General features: G+C 42.2%; 16 protein-coding genes and 3 tRNA genes. 3 read left to right on the top strand and 16 right to left on the bottom strand.

Going from position 1 to position 24141, the window contains the following annotated elements:
- Nucleotides 1–141: 141 nt before the first annotated feature.
- Nucleotides 142–696 carry a hypoxanthine phosphoribosyltransferase gene (gene hpt, locus HXT20_RS01470; RefSeq protein ID WP_004112234.1) on the bottom strand — a complete coding sequence of 185 codons (555 nt, stop codon included), beginning with the start codon at nt 694–696 and terminating at the stop codon, nt 142–144.
- Between the two features lie 69 nt (nt 697–765).
- Between hpt and tilS the strand changes: the two genes are divergently transcribed.
- Nucleotides 766–1857: a tRNA lysidine(34) synthetase TilS gene (tilS, locus tag HXT20_RS01465; RefSeq protein ID WP_004112231.1), complete on the top strand. Its 1092-nt coding sequence runs from the start codon at nt 766–768 to the stop codon at nt 1855–1857.
- Between the two features lie 180 nt (nt 1858–2037).
- Here the strand turns inward: tilS and HXT20_RS01460 are convergent, their stop codons facing one another.
- The 3 genes from HXT20_RS01460 to HXT20_RS01450 all read right to left on the bottom strand — a co-directional run bounded on the left by HXT20_RS01460 (nt 2038) and on the right by HXT20_RS01450 (nt 6515).
- A complete protein-coding gene (locus HXT20_RS01460; RefSeq protein WP_004112229.1) occupies nt 2038–3822 on the bottom strand; it encodes a D-alanyl-D-alanine carboxypeptidase/D-alanyl-D-alanine-endopeptidase in 1785 nt (594 codons plus the stop codon).
- Between the two features lie 146 nt (nt 3823–3968).
- The gene (locus HXT20_RS01455) at nt 3969–5621 is read right to left on the bottom strand and encodes a hypothetical protein (protein WP_004574925.1); all 1653 of its coding nucleotides are present in this window, start codon (nt 5619–5621) and stop codon (nt 3969–3971) included.
- Nucleotides 5622–5636: 15 nt separating this feature from the next.
- Nucleotides 5637–6515, bottom strand: coding sequence for an ABC transporter ATP-binding protein (locus tag HXT20_RS01450; RefSeq protein ID WP_004115766.1), 879 nt, complete (start codon nt 6513–6515; stop codon nt 5637–5639).
- A gap of 97 nt (nt 6516–6612) precedes the next feature.
- Between HXT20_RS01450 and HXT20_RS01445 the strand changes: the two genes are divergently transcribed.
- A complete protein-coding gene (locus HXT20_RS01445) occupies nt 6613–6801 on the top strand; it encodes a hypothetical protein (RefSeq protein WP_032837316.1) in 189 nt (62 codons plus the stop codon).
- A gap of 351 nt (nt 6802–7152) precedes the next feature.
- On the opposite strand, the gene HXT20_RS01440 is transcribed toward HXT20_RS01445, so the two are convergent.
- Together HXT20_RS01440 and HXT20_RS01435 are read right to left on the bottom strand one after the other, a co-directional pair.
- Nucleotides 7153–8379 carry a glycosyltransferase family 2 protein gene (locus HXT20_RS01440; RefSeq protein ID WP_422114408.1) on the bottom strand — a complete coding sequence of 409 codons (1227 nt, stop codon included), beginning with the start codon at nt 8377–8379 and terminating at the stop codon, nt 7153–7155.
- A complete protein-coding gene (locus tag HXT20_RS01435) occupies nt 8376–9968 on the bottom strand; it encodes an AI-2E family transporter (RefSeq protein WP_422114407.1) in 1593 nt (530 codons plus the stop codon). Before HXT20_RS01435 ends, HXT20_RS01440 begins: the two co-directional genes overlap by 4 nt.
- Nucleotides 9969–10141: 173 nt before the next feature.
- Between HXT20_RS01435 and glnA the strand changes: the two genes are divergently transcribed.
- Nucleotides 10142–11578, top strand: a complete 1437-nt coding sequence (gene glnA, locus HXT20_RS01430; RefSeq protein WP_004112221.1) for a type I glutamate--ammonia ligase — start codon at nt 10142–10144, stop codon at nt 11576–11578.
- 69 nt (nt 11579–11647) lie between these two features.
- On the opposite strand, the gene HXT20_RS01425 is transcribed toward glnA, so the two are convergent.
- The 10 genes from HXT20_RS01425 to nrdD all read right to left on the bottom strand — a co-directional run bounded on the left by HXT20_RS01425 (nt 11648) and on the right by nrdD (nt 23946).
- The gene (locus HXT20_RS01425; RefSeq protein WP_004115770.1) at nt 11648–12301 is read right to left on the bottom strand and encodes a peptide deformylase; all 654 of its coding nucleotides are present in this window, start codon (nt 12299–12301) and stop codon (nt 11648–11650) included.
- Nucleotides 12302–12626: 325 nt separating this feature from the next.
- Nucleotides 12627–14039, bottom strand: coding sequence for a phosphoglucosamine mutase (gene glmM / locus HXT20_RS01420; protein WP_004112216.1), 1413 nt, complete (start codon nt 14037–14039; stop codon nt 12627–12629).
- Between the two features lie 270 nt (nt 14040–14309).
- Nucleotides 14310–14381: transfer RNA gene (locus tag HXT20_RS01415), tRNA-Glu, on the bottom strand.
- A gap of 74 nt (nt 14382–14455) precedes the next feature.
- Nucleotides 14456–15355 carry a tRNA (guanosine(46)-N7)-methyltransferase TrmB gene (gene trmB / locus HXT20_RS01410; RefSeq protein ID WP_004112214.1) on the bottom strand — a complete coding sequence of 300 codons (900 nt, stop codon included), beginning with the start codon at nt 15353–15355 and terminating at the stop codon, nt 14456–14458.
- A 166-nt stretch (nt 15356–15521) separates the two neighbouring features.
- Nucleotides 15522–15594 (bottom strand) — tRNA-Phe (locus tag HXT20_RS01405).
- Between the two features lie 43 nt (nt 15595–15637).
- A tRNA-Asp gene (locus tag HXT20_RS01400) sits at nt 15638–15711 on the bottom strand.
- 102 nt (nt 15712–15813) lie between these two features.
- Nucleotides 15814–17865: an ABC transporter ATP-binding protein gene (locus HXT20_RS01395; RefSeq protein WP_004112211.1), complete on the bottom strand. Its 2052-nt coding sequence runs from the start codon at nt 17863–17865 to the stop codon at nt 15814–15816.
- Between the two features lie 2 nt (nt 17866–17867).
- Nucleotides 17868–19718, bottom strand: coding sequence for an ABC transporter ATP-binding protein (locus tag HXT20_RS01390; protein WP_422114406.1), 1851 nt, complete (start codon nt 19716–19718; stop codon nt 17868–17870).
- 850 nt (nt 19719–20568) lie between these two features.
- The gene (gene nrdG, locus HXT20_RS01385) at nt 20569–21276 is read right to left on the bottom strand and encodes an anaerobic ribonucleoside-triphosphate reductase activating protein (protein WP_004574378.1); all 708 of its coding nucleotides are present in this window, start codon (nt 21274–21276) and stop codon (nt 20569–20571) included.
- A gap of 216 nt (nt 21277–21492) precedes the next feature.
- On the bottom strand, nt 21493–23946 hold the full coding sequence (nrdD, locus tag HXT20_RS01380) for an anaerobic ribonucleoside-triphosphate reductase (RefSeq protein ID WP_004112200.1): 2454 nt from the start codon (nt 23944–23946) through the stop codon (nt 21493–21495).
- Nucleotides 23947–24141: the final 195 nt, after the last annotated feature.

The raw sequence follows: 24141 nt of genomic DNA, 5'->3' as shown, positions 1-24141 counted from the left end.
TGCTTAAAACTAGGATTAAATCCTACTATTTGGTTTCTATTATCCAGTACTTAATTATTCAAGATTACCTAAAATTAATCAAGATTTTTTAAGACTAACCAAAGTTTCTTAAGATTACTACTCAAAATCAATAAAGAATACTTAAGATTCATACACAGATGGCTTAAGAACCGCGATAGAATCAAGATTCCTATACTTTTCGTCGTAATCCATTCCAAAACCAACTACAAAAGCATCTGGAATCTCGAATCCAACGTAAGTAATATCAACTTCAACTTCGCGACGAGCAGGTTTAGTTAGAAGCGCAAACACCTTCACACTCGCAGCGCCTCTGCTCTTAAGCTCTTTAACGAGCCAATCCAAAGTCTTGCCAGAATCAACAATATCTTCAACAATAAGCACGTTTCGTCCGCGAACATCTGTAGTTAAGTCCTCGCGAACCGTAATCTGACCACTGCTTTTAGTGCCACTGCCATAACTGGAAAGACTCATAAAGTCCATCGGCGCGTTAAGACTAAGCTCCTGCGAGAAAACAGCAAGCGTGTTAACAGCACCCTTAAGCGCTGCAACAAGCAAAATATCGCGGTTCTCGTAGTCTTTACTAACTTGAGCCGCAACCTCACGAATACGCTTCATAAGTTCTTCGTGACTGATCAATTCGTAATCAATATCATCTCTTATATCAGCAATCTGCATGCTAACTATGATTGCATAAACGAATGACGGACGTGTTACAACTTACGCATTATGATTTAGACTATAAGCATGGTTTACTCACCTAGTTGGCGTAAAGGAATTGGCGAAGTAAAACGCTGCTTCGATAATCTTGGGCTAGAAGTGCAAGGTCCACAATTCTTGCAGCACGGGCAACATTTGGCTTTACCAAACGCACCAATCGTGCTGGTAGCATGCTCTGGAGGACGCGATTCGCTAGCATTAACAGCACTGGCAGTCAAAGTGTGCGCAAGCAGAGGTATTCGATGTGCAGCGATTATAGTGAACCACAACATGCAAGAAGGATCCGCAAAAGTTGCACAAAACGCTGCTAATACTGTTGCAAGTTTAGGAGTAGACAAATCACTTATATTCGTTGAGTCCGTGCAAGTTAAAGATGGCGAAAAAGGAGAAGAATCTGCAGCAAGAGACGCTAGATACGCTGCTATTATTAACGCGGCTAAGGATTTGGGTGCATCCGCAGTTCTTTTAGCGCACACGGCTGACGACCAAGCAGAAACAGTGATTATAGGTTTACGAGACTCTGCAGGTCTTGAGGCTGTAGCTGGAATGAAAAATATTACGGTTCGAAGTGGAATACGTTTTGCTAGACCGCTAATTAACCTTAGAAGGCTTGAAACAACCAATATTTGCAAAGATTTGGGCATTGAGTGGTGGGATGATCCAACAAACGGCGATTTAACACCAAGCGATGTTGAACTACCAAAGTCATACCCTCTTCGCTCAAGAATAAGACATACTCTAATGCCTTATATTTCACGGTTTTTTGCTACAGATATGACTTTACTACTTGCCAAAGGTGCCAAATTTGCACAAGACGATTTAGATTACATTAATTCTCAAGTTGACATAATAGAAAGAGAGACGATTTTAAAGCAAAATTATGATTCTTGCGCACACGAAGTAAAAATAGCAATATCACCTTTAACAAAACAACACACTTCGATAAGACGCAGAATAATCGCCCGCGCTTTAACCGCCGCTGGAATACGTTTTTCGTCAAATCATATAGAATCAATCGACGAGCTAATTACAAACTGGCACGGTCAAAAACCTGTAGCGCTTCCTGGCGGATATGCGGCAAGCAGAAAATCACAGACTATAACTATTTGCGAACGCTAGCGATTTCCCGATTTTGTTGCTGATTTTTCCATTTTGAACAACATTCTCGGTAAGTCGTTCGCGCGTTACAGCGCGCGAACGACTTCGCCGCACAGAAGCAGTGCTTCTGCATTAAGCGGCTCAGCACTCCGAATTACCTTTTCGCGCTACGCTCTAAGCGAAAAGGCAGGTCGTCGCGCACTAAAGATTAGTCAGCTCGGCCATCATCTTATTAATGCCAACATAAGTGTAGTTAACATCTCCAGGAGGATTAACAACAACCGCAAAGGTTAGCGCGCCTCCCGACTTTCTAGAAACATTGCCAACCATAGATGACACATCACCCAGAAAACCAGTTTTAACACGCAGCAAGCCAGCTGCCGAAGGATCTGACAAACGATGGCGTGCCGAAGTGCACCATACACCAGGTAAAGCTAAGCCTTCTGCTGCTGCAGCACCTTTACCGATTTTAAGATTCTGAGCCTGAACTTGCACAAGAGTCACAGCACGAACAGCGGATTTAGGCGAAAGCCCAGAACAATCAGACATGTGTAATCCGTTTATATCAACGCCTAAATCGCGCAAAACGTCGCGTACAGCATCTGTGGCACCTTCTGGAGAATTACTTTTACGCATAGCGAGCGCAGTAAGACGACCAAATTCTTCCGCAATAGAATTGTCCGAATGCCTTAGCATATATGCCATAATTTCGTTAAGTGGAGCAGAAGAAACGCGGGCTATTTGCTTAAAATCAGAGGAAATCATCGGTTTTCTAGAGCTAACATATATGGATGATAATCCATCAATCTTGGAAGTTTTGCCAATTTTTGCAGAATCAGTGCTCCAAGTTCTCACGTCAATACCAAATTTTTTGAGTAGATTCGCAAAAATTAATCCCGTACTTACAGCTGGATGCCGATCTAAAAGTGGATAATCATCTGGGTCATCAGCATCATTGCCAGCAGCCACCCATGCTGCAAAATTACGATCTCTGCCTTCATCAACAGCTAAAGACGATGTTGGCGCATAAAAACGTCCTTCTTCATCATTTTCATGAATCAAATCAGGATAGCGTTTCTCTCCAAACAAGGAATCATCAACAGCAAGCTCAACAACTTTTACACCTTGTTTTTTAAGCGAATTCACAGTATTGCTAGCAAGGGTTTCAAGACCAGCTCTACCATTTACATGATTTGGATCATTGGTTGCAGCACCCATCAGCATATCGCCGCCGCCATGAAGAACGAGCCTAGCAAAACCATTTTTCACTCCAGATACAGCAGAATCAGCATTTCTAGAGCTTCCAACATAGTTTGCGTAAACTGTTGTAGAAAGAGTCGATCCCATGTCTAGAACATGCGAGGCAGCTAGAGCCGTAAGCGTTTTCATAGTAGACGCCGGCTGCAAAGCAAGATTTTCATTTTTAGCAGCTATAATCTTTCCGTTTGCATCAGCAATAACAGCTGAAGCATTAGGACCAAGACCTGGATATTCAAAAAATTCCTTCAAAATCTTTTCCGCAGATGACTTGTCAACAGGCTTATTCTTATCCACCTGCTTAATCAAGCTAGCATATTTAGCTAATCTCTTAGGTTTGGGGCTAGTTAACTTTTGAAAAATCTTATGATCACGCGCAGCAATTTCAAACTGATTAATAAAACGATTTTGCAAAATATCTTGGCAATCAAACAGAATATAGCCACCCATTAAAGAAATTACGCCAATTACCGATATTAAGCAGACTAGAAAACGGTTTTTTAGCCTAGAGCCATTGGCGTGGTTTTCTACACTAAGTTCGGTTGCTGGCGATTCATCCAATGTTTCGGCTTGCTTTTTTTGCGATACTGTTGGCGAGGATACTTTTTGCGATACTGTTTGCAAACTGGACTTAAAACCAGCTTTTTCCCTAGCCTCTTTCGACGTGAAAGCATCTTCTGGAATCTCGACTATGTTATCTAGATTCTTAAGGTCTTCATCGTCTTGCATGCGCACGCCGCCTATGTGTATGTACTTAAGTTGTATGTGTATGTACTTAAGTTAATTGCAATTCTTTACAACTATACAAACTATACACTTGCATATGCCGAGAGTAAGTTTGTGCGCATAATTTTTAAAGGCGTGCGCAGTAATACTCAAGCAGTAATCGATGCGAATCTGCGCAAGTTTTCTACAATGCGAATTATGCGCTTATCCATCACTTTACCGCCCAAAATAACGCCAACAACCAGAACGATTGCACCGTTTATTACAAACAGTATGCTTGCAATCCACAAAAGATTCATGTTAATAGCCACAAACACAATAGCCAAAGCAATAGACGGAATCATGCATACGAAAGATAGCAGCATAAAACCTATTGGAGCAAAAGATCTAGCGCCAGCAGAGCCTTGCGGCCTAGAAAATGGCTTTTCGATTGATGATACAGGGTACATTGCAATGCACGAAGAGATTAAGCCGATTCCTATGGTAGCAAAAGCTATTCCGATTGGTGAAAGAGTTTGGAACAGAATTGCATTTACACTTTGATGAACATTTAATACGAAGAAAAGAAAAACGTAAACTCCTACTCCAAGAATCGCAAAATACACAGCGCAAATGGCGGACCAAACTATTGCGTGCGCTAAGCGATCGTGCAAGCCTTTTACACCAATAATCGCGTGCATAGTAAAAGCTGTGCCATCGTATGCAATATTGTTTCCAACAACCATGCCCATAAGCGAAGCAGCATAGATAAGCCAGCAAGAAACACCTAAGTCCTGTGCCATAGAAGCAAATCCTTTAGTTTTGAAAGTAGCTCCTCCTGCAACTATCAGCATAAAAAGCGGCGTAAGAAGCAAAAACAGTTGACGCATGTCTCTTCTCATAACGCTAATAATTCGCGCAATAATCGCACCAACTGTGTTGTCTGGAACTGATGCAAATAAGCCGATTCCTTTAGTTTTAACAACTGTTTTTTGCTCGCCGCGAAGTAGCTTCGGCTCTAATTTTGCGCAAAATACGGATATTGCAAAGCAAACAGCAATCGTTACAACGCAAATAAAGAAGCGAATAACAAGCGCAAGCCAATTGCCATTAATGGCGTCAAGAGGCAAAGCCATAGCCGCACTTAACGGCGTAAAAGCAGACGCAGCGCAGAAACTTGAGCCGAGCACAATTCCGCTTGGATTTTTGTTACCAATATTCACAGTGGCAACAAAAATCATGTACGCTATAAAAATGGCAAAGTAGAAAATGTTTCTTGAATGCTTGTTTATTAAAATAGTATCCAAAAGTTCAATAAGCATTTTGCTTAAAGACACGATTGTTGCAACGTAAAGCGGAGCTGCAATTACGCTGACTAAAACCGGCACAATTCCAAAGCTTCTGTACGCTAAAGACCACAAAGCAAGCGCGATTGTGCAGCTTATTGAAAATGCTCCAAAAAGAGAGCCAAGAAGCATGCCAGCTTGCTGCTTTACGTAAGGAATGCCATAAAGCGCAAAACTGCGCGATTTTAGTGTTGTGTCGCTGCCTAACATAAACAGGTTTATAAACAGCGTAAAAATTGACACAATCGACATAACCATTATTGGAGCAAGTTGGAATTCCTGCCAATTTTTAGCGTCTGCAAGCATTCCTGGATCAATGTACTTGCCAGTTTGCCAGCCGGCAAAACCAAGAGCGCATATAATCGCAAGCCCAAAAACAATGACTATACCAAAGCCAATTTTTTGCCACATTGACTTTCGCATAACAGAAAAAGTAAGCGCCCAGCGAAGGCGAACCATTGTGAAAATCATAGACATTACGGCTCTCCTTTTTTAAGCGTTGAGATCGGTGGAAGATGCAGGAGCATTATCAGATTTACCGCCATTAAGCCAGTCGATGCGTGCAGCAGCGTGACGTCCGCCAACAAGCTCCATAAAGCGATCTTCAAGATCTTTGCCCTGAGCCACCTCTTCAAGAGTGCCAGAAGCTGCAACATGACCTTCGTTAATGATTGCCACGTGCGAGCACATTTTTTCAACCAATTCCATAACGTGCGAAGAAATAATAACCGTACCGCCAGTAGAAACATACTCGGCGAGAATATCCTTCAAATTTGCGCTAGAAACAGGATCCACTGCCTCAAAAGGCTCATCGAGCACAAGCACGCGCGGGCTGTGAATCATAGCTGTTGCAAGGCAAATCTTCTTAGTCATACCAGTTGAATAGTCAGAGACAATAGTATTTGCAGCTTCTGTTAAATCGAAAGCAGAAAGCAAGTCGTTTGCACGCTTTACGGATTCCGCGCGACTCATATCGCGAAGCATGCCAGCGTAAGTTAAAAGCTGAAGACCAGTAATCGTCTTAAAAATCTCATCTGCTTGTGGCATTAAACCGATTGAGCGCTTAGCGCTATTTACGTCGCTCCAAACGTCGTTGCCAAAAATCGAAGCCGAGCCAGCATCTGGCATAAGCAAGCCCGTAAGCATTTTAATCGTAGTGGTTTTGCCAGCACCGTTCGGACCTACCAATCCGTAGAAAGAGCCTGCTGGAATGTCTAAAGAAAGATTATCTACAGCAACTTTTTTTCCAAAAGTCTTAACAAATCCGCGAATAGAAACCGCTGGAACTTCTTCATTAGTAGCGTCGTAAGCGTTTACGCCAAAAACTGGAACACTGCCAGACGCATTTGCAGAAGGAACAGAATCTACCATAAAAACCTCGCAATACACAGATAAACGCACGTATTGCGCCACATTATTGCGCAATCGCACGTTTACATCAAGGCTTCTATTATCTCATATATTGCGTATGAACGCACTACGAGATTGCATAAATTACACCGAGCTAGGTAGAGATTCGAGATTTTTCGCAGCGGATGAAGCGTATCGCTCGCGCGGATTAGCCGCGCTCACGCCTTCGCTTGCGTTGAAAGCACACTGTGCTTTCAACTTTGAGCAAGCTCAGCGAATCGAAGTGCATTCGCGCGCTACGCTTTAAGCGCTCATGCAAGTCGATCCGCAGTCCTCCGATGGTGATTCGCTGAAGCAGCAAGAAAAATCGAGAATCTCAGTGATTAAGCAATACGCAATTGTTCAAGTACGTAGGAGGGCTGGGTGATTCTTGGTCGAACAATATAAGAGCGGCAGCCGATACCAAATAATCCAAATGATCAACCACTACAAACAAACTTCAACCAAAAAACAAAATCAAAACCAAATCGGAACAACCGCAACAACAAACTACACGTAAGAGGCGAAGCGTTGTGAGACAAGAAACACCCAGCCCTCCTACACACCAAACAGGAAGTAGCGCAACACCAAACAGAGAATTTCGCGCGCTCGCTCCGATTTACCGACCCGTGTGATGAATCGGCTTCCACTCGCTCTTAGAGAACACAGCTTGGAACGCAATCGGCACGTACGAAAGCATAAAAATAGGGAAGCTTAGTGCGTACGCAAAAAGCTCTTTGTTAGTGGCTCCAAGCTTATCGTGTTCTACAAGAATGGTAAGCGAAACAAACACCATCATACCTAAAACGCTTGTGACAGTAGTGGTTATAAAGTTAAGCGTCGAGTCAATCTGGCTTGTCCAAGTGACGAATCCAAACGCGGCAAAAATAAATCCGAGTATGAGTCGCACAATCGCAAGCACCATAAACGGGCATAGCATAAGCGTAAAGTCAACTGACGAAAAATCGCGCTCGCGGATTCCGTGACGTATAAGAGCTGCTCCGTAATAGCGGAACACTTGCAAGAAGCCTTTACTCCAGCGCAACCTCTGTCTCCAGCTTTGCCTAAACGATACTGGCTGCTCGTCGTAGAGAACCGCCGATCCGCAATAACCCACTTTGTCGCCGTGCAAAATCGAGTCCATTGTAAACTCAAGGTCTTCTGTAAGCAGATGGAATTTCCACCCGCGATTTCTGTGCATGATTTCGCGCGAAAACATGAATCCTGTTCCGCCTGCATGGCAGCTAGACCCAAAAAGCATGCGCGAATTGTTGGTAAATCGCGATTCGCGTATAAACCACAATGCCGACCCAGAAGACACCCAATTATCCGATAAATTCACTGAGTTTCGGTAGCTTGTTAGAATCTGGTATCCTGCATGGAATCCTTTGTTCATCTCTTCAAAATAGTGCAAATCCAGCTTATTATCGGCATCGAAAACAAAGTACGCGTCGTAATCTTTGTCTTTTCCAAGCTCCATTATGTGATCCAGCAGGTAGCTTAAAGCGTAGCCTTTGCCAATATGCTGCTTGTCGAATCGCTCTATAACATTGCACCCGTACTCTCTTCCAACTTGCGCCGTGCTGTCGGTGCAATTGTCGGCGACTAGCCAAATGTCGATTAATTTTTGATCGTAAGTTTGGGATTGTATGCATTTTATGAGGTTCCCTATTACAGCTTCCTCATTGCGCGCGGATATTAGAACAGCGTAATGCTTGTCCATTGGTGCTTTCGGAAACACAATAGGCTTTGCTACAAGCGATGCGACTGCGCAAACACCTTGATATACAACGCTACTTACGCCAATTATGATTACTAAAACGTCGAAAATAGACAAAAGAATCATTTATTCCACCCACTTCGTGGATTACTATTTGAGTTTGTTGCTTTTTTATTTTCTTTTTTATTTTCGTTTGGAATTGTACCAGATTTATTTGTTTTTGACTTTAGTTCTTCCTTATCTTGATCGGTTGCTTGCGACTTATCCGAATCTGAATTTTCTGCGCGTTTTTTAGCAATATCCTTATTTACAGCGTCTAAAATATCGCGTGAAATTGCCATAGTTTCAACATACCCAGAATCGTCAACTGAATTTTCATTTTCAATAGTTTCGTCTGAAGAATTATAGGCTTGCTTATACCAATACATAATGTCTTCGTTAATAGATACTCGAGATGAGGATCCTTTCATAACTCTAAGCACACTATCTTTAACAGGTTTAACAAAACTGTTTCTTATAGTTTCAACACTCGTAACCATAATTGATTTACGATTAGGCTTTGGATCGTCCATTAAAGGTGAAGAAACTAGATTGTATTGTTTTGTACAAACTTTGAGAATTGCCTGCAAACTAGCGGTTACTGGAAGTGCTAAGAATGCACCGAGAGCACCAAACACAGCACCCATAATCAACACCGATAAAAAGGCTACTGCAGGATTTAAGTCCATGGTTTTTTCGGAAATCTTAGGGGAAATCACCATGTTTTCAATCTGTTGATAAATTGTCACAAAAATCAAAACTGCTATAGCTGATCCAAAACCATTAGATCCCCACGCAAATAAAATTGGCAGTGCTCCACCTAAATATGTTCCTATTGTCGGAACAAATTGCGAAACGATTCCACAAAACAGTGAAAGCGGAAGCCAATATGGAACATTCATGAATATTAGGAAAATCGCAGTACCCGTTGCGTTAATAGCTGCCAAAATTGTGCGCGAAAATAGGAAGCTTGATATCTGCTCCTGTACAACGGACCAGATAAATAAAAATCGCCTCTGAGATTTAGGATTCAACAGCCTACACACACTTCTGCGCATAGAAGGACCAGCTGCAGAAATGTAATAGGTCACCATAAGAATAGTGAGTAAATCAAGCAAAACCGCCAATAATCCCCACGTTGTATTAATTGCTTGTCCAGCGAAATCTACAACCCAAGAGGTTTGAACGTGTTTAAGAATTTCCATGCCGAGTTGCTCAATGTTTGGCATTTTGAAACCAGTGGAATTTAGTACAAAATGGGCAAACTGGTTGTATAAATCAGGTAGACCTAAAACCATGGAAACTGCTTGTTGCACAAAAAGATTACCAAAAAGCACAAGAAGCAAAATAACTATTACAAGCAGCCCAAACAAGCTTGCCAAAGATGCAAAAGCTCTACTCCACCCGTGTTTTATGAGCCGCACAACAAGAGGTTCAATTGCCAACGCTATAAAAATGGATACTACAACATCGAAGACTATAAAGGCGATATTTCCCCAAGCAAACCATACAAAAATCGCTACGAACGCTGCAATAACAGCATACATAAGCGCGCGGCTAAGCCAATCTGGCGGGCGCCTATCATCCCCTTTGGCTGGGAAAATCGCGGATAAATCAAGCTTTGCACTTGTGCTGTGATTATCTATACTGCCTTCATGTTGTTCTTTAGTATTCATAAAATACATTGTACTTTATAACGTGGGAGCACGAGCCGCTTGCATGTTTTGTGCATATAAACACAAATAAGTAGCGTGTAACACAATCGTAACCAGATAGTCGAGTCGCTGAAATCCAAAATCTTATGCAACAATCTAAACTATTTACTGAGATTTTTACGAAAGGATTGTGCATGACCACTTTACAAACTAAAGAAGATGCCGAAGCTTTGATTAAGCAAGAAGGCATTGAATACGTATCAGTTCGATTTACCGATTTGATTGGCGTTCAGCAGCATTTTACTGTGCCTGCAAGCGAGTTCTTAAACAGCGCTTTTACAGATGGGATGGCTTTCGACGGCTCTTCTATGCAAGGATTCCAAGCTATTAACGAGTCCGATATGAAGCTGATTCCAGACGTAGACACCGCATACATTGACCCATTCCGCAAGCATAAGACTTTGAATGTTGCTTTTTCGATTGTGGATCCTGTAACAGACGAGCCTTATTCTAGGGACCCTCGCCAAGTGGCAATTAAAGCCGAAGCCTACTTAAAGGCAACTGGCATTGCCGATACCGCAAGCTTTGCTCCAGAAGCCGAGTTCTTCATTTTTGACAAGGTGCGTTTTGCAAACGACATGCAACGCTCCTTCTACGAGGTGGATTCCAACGAAGCTCCATGGAATTCTGGCATTGATACTGAAGATGATGGCAGCAACAACATTGGTTTTAAGAATCGCGTAAAGCACGGCTACTTCCCTGTTCCACCTGTTGATCATAATCAAGACTTGCGCGACGACATGGTTTACAACCTTCAAAAGGTTGGCTTGATTCTTGAGCGTTCTCACCATGAGGTTGGCGGCGCAGGTCAGCAGGAAATCAACTACCGTTACAATACGCTTGTTCATGCTGGCGACGACTTAATGAAATACAAGTACGTTGTTCACGAGACTGCTGCTTTGGCTGGTAAGGCTGCAACATTTATGCCAAAGCCAATTGCTGGAGATAACGGCACTGGCATGCACTGCCATCAGTCGCTTTGGAAGGATGGTAAGCCATTGTTCTATGCGGAAACTGGTTATGCTCAGCTTTCCGATATTGCGCGTTGGTACATTGGCGGCTTAATTAAGCACGCGTCTTCTGTGCTCGCTTTTACAAATCCTTCACTTAACTCTTACCACCGCCTTGTTCCAGGATACGAAGCCCCAGTCAACTTGGTTTACTCTGCTCGTAACCGTTCTGCAGCTATTCGTATTCCTCTTGCTGGTGAGGCTCCTTCTGCTAAGCGTATTGAGTTCCGCGCTCCGGATCCTTCCTGCAATCCATTCTTAGCGTTCTCTGCTCAGCTTATGGCTGGCTTAGACGGCATTATGAACCACATTGAGCCTCCTGCTCCTGTTGATAAAGATCTCTACGAGCTTCCTCCAGAAGAGCATGACGGCATTAAGCAAGTTCCTTCTTCGCTTGGTGAGGCTTTGCAAGCTTTGGAAGAAGATCACGACTTCCTTATGCAAGGAGATGTGTTTACTAGCGACTTGATTGAAACTTGGCTTAATCTAAAGCATGAAGAGATGGATATGGCTCGTTTGGCTCCAACGCCACTCGAGTATGAGCTTTACTTCCATATCTGATATTTGTGATTAATAAAATCCCCCGCAAGAAAACTTGTGGGGGATTTTATTTTGCATTCGTCTTTTATTTTAAATCGCAAAACCGAGTGTTCTAGCAGCAGTTACAGGAACAGCCTCATCAGACCAATAATCCTCAAGATTTTCATCTGTAGAAAGCGAGCGCATCTCAGCACGATCAATATAAAGCTCTCCGCGTAAATGATCTGTTTCATGCTGGAAGATTCGCGCTGGCCAACCATGTAAACGTTCAGAATGCTGCTTACCATCTTCATCTTGCCATGTAGCTTGAATATCTAACCAACGCTGACGAACCGCCTGATATCCTGCAACACTCAAGCATCCTTCGTAAAAACTGCGTGTTTGTGTTCCAATTGGTTCATAGTGGGGATTTATGATCGCCCTAAATGGCAATTCTGCAATATCCCTAGGATCATCTGCATCGTCTCGAACATGGTCTTCTACAACAGCAATTGCAAGACCTAAACCAATTTGCGGAGCAGCTAAGCCAACTCCTGGTGCATCTAACATAGTGCTGTGCATAAGCGAAATAAGCTTATTAAGAGTAGCACGCGTTAGCTGACCATCGTAAGCCACTGTTCGTTGTCTTAACACAGGCTCTCCTGCTTGAACTATAGATAGCACGCCATCGTCTGTAGCGGAATCTAAAAGGCGCTCCACCGCGCGGCTAAGCTTAGTATCAACACTTGCGTGATGCGTAAACATAGGGCTCCTTTACCAAGGCTAATTCTACAAAACTTCTAAAGTAATTTACAAAGCCAACTTTGATTATTGTTGCTAAATCACATACGCTCAAACAACAATACCAAAAGGATTAGTATATCAAGGTTATCTGTTTTTTGTAGTCATGATCAGCGTGTCGAGCTACAAAAAGCTGAAAAGTTAATCATGTCGTTCGCGCGGATTAGCCGCGCGAACGTCTTCGCTTGCGTTGAAAGCACACCGTGCTTTCAACCTTAAGCAAGCTCAGCGCTCCGAATTACCTTTTCGCGCTACGCTCTAAGCGAAAAGGTAGGTCGTCGCGCGAGCGCTACAGCTTAAGATTATCAGTTACAACTTGCGCAAGTCGTGCACAAACCTCATCTGCTTGCTCTTGCGTTGCAGCTTCACACATAACGCGCACAAGTGGTTCTGTTCCGCTTGGTCGAAGAAGAACGCGCCCCGTATCTCCCAAAAGCGCGCTTTCTTTTTCTACCGCTTTAAGAACAGCAGCATTAGTTTTAGCTGCCATCTTATCTACATTCGGCACATTGACTAAGCATTGCGGAAGCTGAGGGAAGTCGGCAGCCATTTGCGAAAGCTTCTTGCCTTCGCGCACAACCTCGCGACACAGCGTAAGTGCTGTAAGTGTGCCATCTCCCGTGGTTGCAAACTCGCGATTAATCACATGACCCGACTGTTCACCGCCAAGAGAATAATCGCCTCTAAGCATCTCTTCTAGAACGTAGCGGTCTCCGACGCTTGTTTGAACAGTGGAAATACCCATGTCTTTTAGCGCAAGCTTTAATCCAAGATTGCTCATTACTGTAACAACAAGAGTATTATGATTCAACTTGCCTTCGGCTTTCTTAGAACGCGCAAGAATGCCCATAATTTGGTCGCCATTAACCATGTTTCCTTTTTCGTCTACAGCTAGGCAACGGTCTGCATCACCATCGAAAGCTACTCCTAAATCGGCGTTAGACGCCTTAACCATAGCTTGCAATTGTTCTGGATGTGTGGAACCTGCGTGATCGTTAATATTGTATCCATCTGGAGAAGCGTTAATTACTATTACTTCTGCGCCTGCTCTGCGCAATGCTTCTGGTGCTACTACAGACGTTGCACCATTTGCGCAGTCTGCCACAACTCTTAATCCCGAAAGAGGTTTTGGACGTGTTGATGTTTCGCTGTTTAATGGAGCAACAGAAGAAACGAGGTGATCGATGTAAAGGTTTGTTGCGGTAATAGTATCGTGGCTGATTCGTCCAACGCCGCTGCCTGTAGGGCGCTGCCATTCTTTTCCTAAAACAGCCTCAATCTCGTCTTCTTTGCTATCTGGAAGTTTAAAGCCTCCACGTGCAAAGAACTTAATGCCGTTATCTGGCATTGGGTTATGCGAAGCAGAGATCACAGCTCCCATTTCTACATTGAGCACAGAAGTTAGAAAAGCCACGCCAGGAGTTGGTATTATGCCAGCATCGATCACATCAAAACCACCTGCACTCATTCCAGCAGCCAAAGCCGATGCTAAAAAGTCTCCAGAAACTCTAGTATCTCGCCCAACCAACGCTCTGCGTCGAGCATGCATTTTCTTCCCTGCATCTTCGTTATGCGACTCGCTACTATGCGTTGCTTCACCTAAAACACGTACTGCAGCATCTCCTAAATCCAACGCAAGCTGCGCGGTTAAATCTCGATTGGCTAATCCCCTAACACCATCTGTTCCGAACATATTTGGCATAACCAGCCTCTTTCGTCTAACTAATAGTCATTGCTATTTACACATTTTGTATATTATCTACAAATAATCTTGTAAACACACGCTGTTCATTATTTTACCCTGCATGCCACTAAACGCGCCACTGACCACTGACATAATCTTATTTCTTATTTGCAATTAACTTTGGTTGAATTACGGGTAATCGGGGTAATCGCTACCCTGAAATCACTACTTGCAACAATACATTGATAATCAAAAAGCCACTTAGCAAACTAAGTGGCTTAGAATTTGTACCCCCTAAGAGAGTCGAACTCTTGTTGTCAGATTGAAAGTCTGGTGTCCTAACCGTTAGACGAAGGGGGCTTTAACCAAACCATATGATATTAACACTCATAAACTCACATAGCAAATTACGGCGTGTTGAATCATTTTGTCACTCATTTAGCAACATAAGTCAAATCATGAATTTTTCTACCTGCTTCTAATCCTTTACGCTCAAAATTCGTCAAAACCCTACCTTCAAATCTTACAGATTCCGCGAAATCAGCATGAGGTAAATCTTTAGCATCTTGAGCATTGCCCTTACCAACATGCTCAATCGGCAAACTTACTTGTAACTTTCCAGTATTTTCAAAATCTTCTCGTTCATCCATAACTTCATGAACATGTAGTGCATAATCCTCAATATCCGTAGCAATTCTCCAAATGCCTTTATCAATAAGTGCGTTATGCACCGCATCTGCCAAAGACGGCTGCACAATCCTACGCTTGTGATGTCTCATTTTAGGCCATGGATCTGGGAAGAAAGTCCAAACTTCTTTCAAAACACCATTAGAGCATGAAGCTAGAAAATCAGGTGCATTAACTTGCGCTATTCTAAGATTTTCTACACCCTGTTTTCCAGCTAATAGCATTGTGTGTGCCACTCCTGGATCATAAACTTCTAGTGCAAGAAAATTAATATTTGGATTTGATTCGGCTGCAGCTACAATATTTTCGCCCTGACCAGATCCTATTTCTACAATAAGAGGATTCGAATTACCCCAATTTTTAGCAACCCAGTTGGAGTCTACCAGCAAATCGCTTTTTACACGTAAAGACCCTAAACTATCTTCAACATTTAATAAATATTGGCTTGAATATCGCTCTTTTGCTCGCTCAAGACGCGCATCCAAACGAGCAGACCTTCTTACAAAAGAAAGAATTACTCTAGCAGAACCATTGTCTTTATCATCTTTATTGTTTTTATGCTTATTCATACAATTCAATTCATCAGATTCCAAAATATTGGATTCTAATTCGTCAGATTGCAAATTTACTATTTGAGATTCTTCCACTTTATTCCACTTCTATTCACATAAAATTGTTAAACTACGACTCATAATATCAACTCATCGTATGGTATCAAAGCAGCAAAACAGGGTGAGGATGGATAATGTAGGTAAGACGCAAAAACAAAAAGCGCTAGAAGCAATCAAACACTTCTAACGCTTATTCTGACAGTGGCTCCGAGCGGGATCGATCCGCTGACCTAACGATTTTCAGTCGTTCGCTCTACCAACTGAGCTACAGAGCCATGATGAATAAAAAACCCGGCGAACCGGGTATTCTATTAATCGCGACCCCGGCCGGACTTGAACCGGTGACCTCCGCCGTGACAGGGCGGCGCTCTAACCAACTGAGCTACGGGGCCGTGGCTTTGTTCTCTCGAACAGCCGAGTCACTATCTTACAGAATCCTTAGCAAAATGCAAGTGCCGCGCGTGTTCGGCGTGTTGCAGCACAAAATCAAGCTATTATTCAAGCTCAGCAGCTCCAGTGCAAAGCTGATAATACTCCCCACGTTTTGCCAATAATTCCTCATGCGAACCGCGTTCAATAATGCGACCGTGATCCAGCACCATAATCACATCAGAATTGCGCACTGTGGACAGTCTGTGAGCGATTACAAATACAGTGCGCCCTTCCATCAAAGAATCCATTCCACGCTGAACTAATTCTTCAGTATGCGTGTCAATCGATGAAGTTGCTTCATCGAGAATCAACACAGGCGGATTTTCTACTGCAGCACGAGCAATAGAAATAAGCTGCTTCTGACCTTGAGAAAGCCCTTCACCGCCATTGTTAAGCTGCGTATTGTATCCGTCAGGAAGATGAGAAATAAACGCGTCAGCATGAGCCAATTTTGCAGCTTGAATACAATCTTCGTCGCTAGCATCAAGATTTCCATAACGAATATTGTCCATTATTGTGCCAGTAAATAAATTCACATCTTGCAAAACAGTGCCAATAGCGTGACGCAAATCCGTTTTGCAAATATCGCGCACGTCAATGCCATCATACAAAATTTGCCCATCATCAATGTCGTAAAAACGCGTAAGAAGGTTAGCAATAGTAGTTTTTCCAGCACCTGTAGCTCCAACAAGAGCAACTTTTTGACCAGGTTTTGCAAACCACGTAATATCGTGCAAAACTGGATGATCTTCTTTGTAGCCAAACACAACATCCGTAAAACGCACGTCGCCTCGAAGCAAAGTATAGCGGCCATCCTTAGAAGTGCGAGCATCTCGCTTTGCATGGCACACAATCTCTTGAGCCATTTCACTTAAGTTTTGAGCGCACTTTTTAGCTTTAGTGCCATTATCTTGCTTTGACCTTTTCCAAGCCCAATAAATATTGTTTCCTTCAGATTGTTCGTCTACTTCTTCAAGCACATCAAATTCTGATTTTTCTCCAAGATCTTCAGCAGACTGAAGTACACGCACTTTAACTAATTGCACACTGCCAGAATCAAGTTCTGGCTTTTCATCAAGTAACTCAAAAATACGAGAAGCTCCTGCAAGAGCCATCATAAGTGCGTTAGCTTGCATTGTAATTTCGCCAATAGGGTTAATAAATGCGCGCGAAAGTGCCAGCAAAGATATAAGCGTACCTAATGTAAGAGTACTAGATCCAGATAATCCCAGCGTTGGCAAACCAGCTGAAGCAGCCCACGCACCAAGTAAAGCAATTAATACATAAAGCAAATAGCTTGCATTACTAATAACAGGCATTACATTATTCGCATAAGAATTGGCACTTGCAGAAATTTTTTGCACTTTTTCTATGCAATTATCTAATTTTTCAATAGAATCTGTCTCATGATTAAAAATTTTAATCACTTTGCTGCCTGTTGCAGATTCTTCAACAAACTCATTTAACTCGCCTAATGCATGCTGGAATTGCTCAAATAAACTGCCAGATTTCTTTAGCATAAAACGCACTAAATAAAGCAACATTGCAGTAAATATAGCTACAAAAACTGCAACCGGAAGCGATAGGCACATAATAGATATAAACGCTGCCAAAATCGACATTAGTGCAGAAAAAGAGTCCGGAAATGCCCACGAAATTGCCTCACGAAGAACCTCAGTATCGTTTGTGTAACGGCTCATAATATCGCCGTAACCTTGAGAATCTAAGTAACGCAATGAAAGCTTCTGCTGATGCTTAAACATAGAATCTCGCAAATCACGCATAACACTTTCAGATATATTCGCAACAAGCCTGCTCCAAAGCCAAGAACAAAACACACCAACAGCGTAAACACTTGCCATCAGAATAATCATGCGAACAAGAGGCGTCCAATCCTGATTATGCTTACCGACAAGCGGAAGAATATACGAGTCAACAAGAGATTGCAAAAACATTGCACTTGCAGCTTGCACGATTGCACTAACTATTATTGATGCAATAATTACGCAAATTTTAACTCGATACACAAGCACATAAGAGGCAAGTCTGCTAAGAGTTTTCCAACTAATAGCTGAATCATTTTTAGAAGAGTGAGCCGTTTTATTATTAGCCATTGTTATTTAGCTCCTTCTTCTTTAGTTGCGCTAGTTATTCGACTTTTTTCTTGAGAAACCACCATATTTCTGTAAATTTCACAAGATTTAAATAATTCATCATGCGAACCGTTAGCAACAACACGACCATCTTTAAGAACAACAATAATATCCGCATGTTCGATTGAAGATATGCGCTGAGCAACGATAATTTGCGTAGAATCAGGCATAAACTTTTTCAAGCCATCGCGAATTTTACTATCCGTTTTCATATCAACCGCACTCATCGAGTCGTCGAGGATTAAAATTTTCGGCTTCCTCAAAAGTGCGCGCGCAATGCACAAACGCTGTCGCTGACCACCGGAAACATTCTTACCACCCTGGTCAATATGCGTATTGTAGCCGTCTGGTAAATCTTTAATAAACTCATCAGCACAAGCAATTTCGCAAGCTTGACGCAAATCATTATCGCTTGCTTCCGCCCTACCCCAGCGAAGATTTTCTGCAATTGTGCCACTAAACAAAATATTTTTTTGTAGAACAACACCAACTTCTTCACGCAAACTAGAAGAATCATAATCGCGAATATCTTTTCCGCCTACAAAAAGAGCACCAGAAGTTACGTCATAAAGTCTTGCAATTAATTGCACTAAACTTGATTTTCCAGATCCCGTTGCACCAACAACTCCAACAGTTGCTCCAGAAGGAATAGATATATTTATATCATGTAAAATTTCCTGTTCTGCTGGAGTGGATTCATCTGTATTATCTGATTGAGGATAGCGTAACGAAACATTTTCAAAACGCACAGAAGCGTCAGAAAGCTTTGTAAGTGGATGCTTGGAAACAACTTCAGTATTTCGAGATTGCAAAACATGTGAAATACGATGCATCGAAGCTCGAGCTGTTAACGACATTACAAACACTGCAACTAAATTCGCTAAAGCAAACAAAATTTGCAAAGCATACACTACTAATGCAGCAAGATTTCCCGTTGTTAAACCAAAAGCAGGATTATTTCCTGAAGCCACAATTTCGTGCGAAGCCAACCACGCAATAAGTAGCATGCCAGAATAAAAACATAAGTTAAACAAAGGAATACTACAATTTAACACATACTCAGCTTTAATAAAATAATCATAGATTTTATGTGAAATACGCGTAAAACGACTTATTTCATAATCAGAACGCACATAAGACTTTACGACGCGAATATTATGCAAATTCTCGCCAACTCTATTATTCATCTCGTCAATCATTCGATAAATTCGAGAAAATGCTGGAGCAACTATACTAGCTCCAACAGCGCCAATTGCAGCAATAATAGGCACAAATGAAAGAAAAACCCACGAGATAGCAGGGCTAATTGAAAAAGTAAACCACCAAGCAGTGATGATAATCATAACGCTGCGAATACCAGAGCGAATAATCATTTGGTAAGCAAATTGCACATTTGACACATCACTAGTCATACGCGTAACAACAGTACCGCTAGAAAACTTATCTAAATCAGAAAAACTTAAACTTTGTAAGCGTGAAAACATGTTGTGACGTAAATTTTTACCAAAACCAGCACTAGAATGAGCGCAACAAATACCAGAAACAACGCCTGCAATCATTGCAATTGCAGCAAAAATAAGCAATTGCAAACCATAATATTGCACAGCTTCTTGAGAACGTGACATAATACCAAAATCAATAAGATTTGACATTACTGTAGGGATCTCAATTTGCATAGCAGCTTCAACGAGAATAGTAACAGCTGTTAAAACGCCAAGAAAACGGTACTTTTTTAAAGATGATAGAATCGTACGCAATGCACAAGGAGGATTATTTTTAATTTTTCGCGAATTGTCCTTCAAATTCCCCGCCATTGTGCTCCTCCCCATATATAACGTAATGTGTAGGTTTAATAATATCACTTCTCAAATTTTAACTATTGCGCATGGCGCATTTCCGTATTGAGTTACTTCATTACCAAATGCATAAATAGATGAATCTTTGACATAGTAGTATACAGACAAATCACATACGAAAAAGTGCTTCTACACATTCAAATTATAAACAACGATTGATTTCATCTTATAAAAAATTATATAATGAAAGAATGTATATTCGCATGTATAAAGAGGTACTGTCATGAATATAAAAATCTATTAATAGAATACTTACTTGCTCAGTAGCATTATCCATGTCTTTTTTACTACCATTGCAAGTTCAAGCCAACACCCAAGAAGAAACTTATGAGTAACACAAAGATAGTTGGCGCTGTAGCACAGCAGAAAGGCATTCGTGTCGACTTGCAGTGAGAATTTCCAATTAATATCAACAATTATGTGAGGAACAATATGAACAGCAAACACGTAGTTCTACTGCCAATAACGCTGCTTTGTTATATTTCGTCAGCTATTTATTTCTTTAAACAATTAAAGGACTTAAAAGACGATAACACTTGTATTAATACTGTTAGTCTCACCATTCAAGCATTCGTCCTATTAATATTACTAATCTATCTTTTATATTTATGCAAAGAAAAAACATACCCAACTGTATATCGTTTAGTTACAGTATTTATGAGCATAGTTAGCATAATTCTTTTGACAGTTTGCAATACAGATGTTACTAGGTTAATTATATTTAGCTTAACATGTGTATATGTATGCATTCTTATAATCGTCCGCAAACATTGTTAAATATATCGTATGAGTGGCGCATTCAATAGGATTACGAAGCGTCACCTTCGCCTTGCGCTCGATCCTTGCCGTAGATTGATGGAATAAAACGCTCTTGATCGTGAAGCTTTTCCCAGATTACAGGCGGATTTTGTGGATTTTCCAGCGACTTTGGCACGTCGATAATTCGCTGATTACTAGAGCCGCGGAATTGCAATAGCGAATCGTGAAGATTCTTCATATATCGCCCGTCAACAAGAATGTCAATGTATCGCAATAACTCAAGTTTGTCAGGCGTCTCACCTGGTCGCATAAGCTCTTCCCAGGTGTAACCAGTCCAACTCCAAATATCTTTTGTATTACCGAATTCGCTTCGAATACGCTCACATAGTGGAATCAATATACCAGTGTTAAGCAGCGGCTCACCGCCAAGAAGCGTCAATCCTTGTACATAAGGCTGCGATAAATCTTCCATAATTTGATCTTCGAGCTTTTGAGTATAAGGGTGACCAGCGCGAAAATCCCAAATCGACTCGTTATAGCATTCAACGCAGTGGAATGGGCAGCCAGAAACGTAAAGCGAGCAGCGGATTCCTTCGCCATCTGTCATAAGAAATCGCTTATAATCTGCCACCATCCCCTTGCTCATGCGCTCACTAGACCATTGACCTGCGCGAGGATTGTTAGAAAGAGAGGTTGGAATCCACGGTCCACGGTTAACGTCTGATGGAGCAAAATCATGTAAACTTATGCGAGCCATAGTCCACCTCCTCTAGCTTTAAATATTTTATTAAATAATCTTAAATAAACTTTTGTTGAATTATAGTAACTTTTGTTAGATTGTATTCACTTTTGTTAAATAAAATAAAATCCAGCCGTCAAAAAATGCTATTAACATTTTCTAACGGCTAGATATATTGCATATCACCAAATAATAAACACAAACTAAAACGTTATTTCAAGCGATTCTACGCTACTACTTGGTTTCCTCGTACCACTCGCGCGACTCGCCATTATTAAGAACAACATGGCCAGTTTCGCCCGACATGTGCTTTACGCGATGAGCAATCTCCTCGTGGCGTCCATGAACCATTGGGCGCTGAACAGGATTGCCCAAGTATCCGCAAGTGCGCTTAGTCACATTGCACTTATCTGGGTCACTGTTTCCGCACTCTGGGCAGCGGAAGCCTTCTTTAGTCGGCTCAAAATCGCCTTGGAATCCGCAAACGAAGCAATGGTCGATTGGAGTATTCGTGCCCAAGTAGCCAATGCCAATCTTATAAGCATAATCCCACACAGCTTCCAAAGCCTTAGGATTTGCCTGCAAGCACGGGAACTCACAGTAGTTGATAAATCCGCCAGAAGCAAGATACGGGAAGTCAACCTCGTAGCGAAGCTTCTCCATAGGAGTTGGCTGCAACCACACTGGGTAATGGAAGGAATTAGTGTAGAAGTCGTGATCAGTAACGCCTTCAATGCGACCAAACTTCTGACGATCCATGCGGTTAAAGCGATCCGTCAAAGACTCAGCAGGTGTTGAGTAAACGGAATAATGGTAGCCTTCAGCCTTTGACCACTGCTGGCAAAGCTGATTCATTCGGCGAACCATAGAAAGCGCAAATTGCTTGCCATCCTCATTCCAACTGTGATCTTGCATCCAATCCTTGCCAAAGAAAACGGATGTAGCCTCATACAAGCCAATGTAGCCCAAAGACACAGTTGCGCGCTCATTGCGGAACAGCTGATCCACGCTTTCGTTAGCTTCCAAACGACCAAAAGCACCGTAGCGGAACAGCGTTGGAGCATTCACAGGGGTTGCCTGCTTGCAACGCATAATGCGGAATCGCAGAGCCTGATGAGCCACTTCCATACGCTCGTTAAAAAGCTTCCAGAATCGGTTCACGTCTCCATGAGACTCCAGCGCAATACGCGGCACGTTAACTGTCACAACGCCAAGATTCATACGACCGTCTTCCACGTCTTTGCCAGTCTTTGGATCAATCCAACCCTGAAGGAAGGATCGGCAGCCCATAGGAGCCTTAAAGGAGCCAGTAATCTTAATAATATTCTCGTAGAACACAACATCTGGATACATGCGCTTAGTAGAGCACTCAAGCGCAAGCTGCTTCAAATCGTAGTTCGGATCGCCAGCATCTGCGTTTACACCATGCTTAATAGTAAACACAAGCTTAGGGAAGATTGCAGTATGACGATCTTTGCCGAGTCCACGAATACGGTTAAGTAAGATAGCGCGCTGAATTTCGCGAGCAAACCAAGAAGTACCCAAACCAAATCCAACAGTTACGAACGGAGTCTGACCGTTAGAAACGCGGTTGGAATTAATCTGATATTCCATTGTTTGCATAGCATCGTAAATCGCCTTGCGCGTCATAATCTTTGCGTAAATTTCACGAATCTGATCAAGCTCACTCAAGTTTTCATCAAAAGGAGTATCAGCAGGAAGCGGATCCCTATCCGAACAATGAAGATTCTTAGGCTCCTGAGCTTTCAAACCGTCAATCATATCTTTGGCAACTTCGATCGGCGTAGAATCAGGAATCATGGCATGAGCCATAGCAAGATTCTTATCATAATCGCACTTAGCATAAGGCTCAAGCATCTCGTCTGCACGATTAACTGTTTGACCGCCGTACTGTGCGCCTGCAATATCCTTAATAATCTGCGTAACCTGAGTTGCAGCAGTGCCAATAGACTTTGGGCTATCCATCATTGCGTTACCAAGAGCAAATCCCTTAGCGAGCATATCACCAAAATCTGGGAGCGAGCAGTTGCTCATGCAAGTAAATGGCGAATAATCAGCATCATGGAAGTGAATATCACCCTTCATATGCGCGTTAGAAACTGCATGAGGAAGCATAGAAAACGCGGAAGCCTTGGAAACAGCGCCTGCAAGAAGATCGCGCTGAGTGGCGTAAACATTGGAATCCTTGTTGGCGTTTTCGCGAACAAGCGACTCATCTCGGTTTACAAGACGATTTACTGCTTCGTTAATATCGGTTGCCTTAGCGCGGTCAATATCTCGGTTTAGACGATAGCTTGTGTAGCAACGCGCAACTTCGTAAAGGTGATTTTCAATAAGACCATGCTCGACAAGAGTCTGAATATCTTCAATCTTTGCAGGTCCATTGTAACGATCCTGAATTTCAGCTTCTATATGGTCCGTAATATCGCGAATCATCTGCTCTTCTTGAGGACCGACTTCTTTGCGCAAGTCCTTAAAAGCGGCTTTAATTGCCATAATAATGTTCATTTGATCAAAATCGACAACGCGACCATCACGCTTTTCGACCTGCACACGAGACTTCTTAGAAGAATCACTATCCGAGATAGAATCAGCCATTTCTACATCAACATCGCTTAGCTGCGATTCTAAAGTCATGTCTTCTAAAGTCGTACCAGAGACCTGCATCCTACAGACCTTTCTTACATCTACAGTTTATTTATCCTGTTATCCATCCTGTTTTGAATAATGACCATTATTCAAAACAACTTGCTCAACTATAACCCAACCTCTGCACAATATCTAGGGAACTTTATTCAAAAAACAAACTATATATAGTGATTTTGGATATTTTCGCGATTTTTGAGGCGTGTCTCGATGCAA

It is taken from the genome of Gardnerella sp. DNF00109, from assembly GCF_049262845.1.
Classification (GTDB): domain Bacteria; phylum Actinomycetota; class Actinomycetes; order Actinomycetales; family Bifidobacteriaceae; genus Bifidobacterium; species Bifidobacterium vaginale.
The sequence above is the reverse complement of the archived record's forward strand: the minus strand, read 5'-3'. Positions and strand labels throughout refer to the sequence as shown.

Bases quoted from the DNA above. Each gene is read 5' to 3' on its own strand.
- HXT20_RS01445 (WP_032837316.1), top strand. From the start codon at position 6,613: ATGAACGCACTACGAGATTGCATAAATTACACCGAGCTAGGTAGAGAT.
- HXT20_RS01435 (WP_422114407.1), bottom strand. From the start codon at position 9,968: ATGAATACTAAAGAACAACATGAAGGCAGTATAGATAATCACAGCACA.
- HXT20_RS01455 (WP_004574925.1), bottom strand. From the start codon at position 5,621: ATGTCTATGATTTTCACAATGGTTCGCCTTCGCTGGGCGCTTACTTTT.
- HXT20_RS01390 (WP_422114406.1), bottom strand. From the start codon at position 19,718: ATGGCGGGGAATTTGAAGGACAATTCGCGAAAAATTAAAAATAATCCT.
- nrdD (WP_004112200.1), bottom strand. From the start codon at position 23,946: ATGCAGGTCTCTGGTACGACTTTAGAAGACATGACTTTAGAATCGCAG.
- HXT20_RS01425 (WP_004115770.1), bottom strand. From the start codon at position 12,301: ATGTTTACGCATCACGCAAGTGTTGATACTAAGCTTAGCCGCGCGGTG.
- HXT20_RS01460 (WP_004112229.1), bottom strand. From the start codon at position 3,822: ATGCAAGACGATGAAGACCTTAAGAATCTAGATAACATAGTCGAGATT.
- HXT20_RS01440 (WP_422114408.1), bottom strand. From the start codon at position 8,379: ATGATTCTTTTGTCTATTTTCGACGTTTTAGTAATCATAATTGGCGTA.
- glmM (WP_004112216.1), bottom strand. From the start codon at position 14,039: ATGCCAAATATGTTCGGAACAGATGGTGTTAGGGGATTAGCCAATCGA.
- HXT20_RS01450 (WP_004115766.1), bottom strand. From the start codon at position 6,515: ATGGTAGATTCTGTTCCTTCTGCAAATGCGTCTGGCAGTGTTCCAGTT.
- tilS (WP_004112231.1), top strand. From the start codon at position 766: ATGGTTTACTCACCTAGTTGGCGTAAAGGAATTGGCGAAGTAAAACGC.
- nrdG (WP_004574378.1), bottom strand. From the start codon at position 21,276: ATGGCTCGCATAAGTTTACATGATTTTGCTCCATCAGACGTTAACCGT.
- glnA (WP_004112221.1), top strand. From the start codon at position 10,142: ATGACCACTTTACAAACTAAAGAAGATGCCGAAGCTTTGATTAAGCAA.
- hpt (WP_004112234.1), bottom strand. From the start codon at position 696: ATGCAGATTGCTGATATAAGAGATGATATTGATTACGAATTGATCAGT.
- HXT20_RS01395 (WP_004112211.1), bottom strand. From the start codon at position 17,865: ATGGCTAATAATAAAACGGCTCACTCTTCTAAAAATGATTCAGCTATT.